This window comes from Caballeronia choica, from assembly GCF_001544535.1.
GTDB lineage: Bacteria > Pseudomonadota > Gammaproteobacteria > Burkholderiales > Burkholderiaceae > Caballeronia > Caballeronia choica.
Map to the genome: position 1 here is coordinate 1 of NZ_FCON02000594.1, position 633 is coordinate 633.

The window sequence follows — 633 nt, forward strand, 5'->3', positions numbered from 1 at the left end:
TCGATAAAAACTCTAAGCCGTTCCAAGGGACCGCTTCAACGTGGCGTTCCCCTTTCTTTTCCGGAGAACTACAATGACAAAGACCACATTGCACATTGCATGCGCCGTTCTGTTTTGCGTCGCGCAGGCCGCTCATGCCGACACAACGGCTAATTCAAGCTCTGGCTCCACGTCCGGCTCGTCGTCGGTCGGCATCGGGCAGGGCGGCGGATCGAGCCTGAACAACATCGGAACCTCGGCGAATTCTTCCGCCACCACGAATTCAAACTCGTCGTCGGTCGGCGGCATCGGCAGCGCGGTTGCGTCGGGCGGACGCTCGAACGCAACGGGCGGTGCATCGAATGCGTCGGGCGGTTCGTCGAACGTGAACATCTCCCTCACGATGCCGTCGTTGACCGCGTCCAACAACTCGTCGAGCACGGGCACGAACGGAACGGGCACCGCGGGAACGGGCGCGACCGATGCCGCCAACAAGGCCGCCAGCACGCCGGGTTCGAGCCCGTACGACACGCGAGCGACCGTCGACTATAACCAGAGCTCGTACTCGGTACGTACGACGCCGGCGATCGCAGCGCCTTCGCTCACGACGACCCTCTCCGACACCTGCATGGGATCGGCGAGCTTCGGGATTTC

At 62.6% G+C, this 633-nt stretch carries 1 pseudogene; it reads left to right on the plus strand.

Going from position 1 to position 633, the window contains the following annotated elements:
* Positions 1 to 73: 73 nt before the first annotated feature.
* A pseudogene (locus tag AWB68_RS45905) lies at positions 74 to 633 on the plus strand (hypothetical protein); the annotation flags it as partial.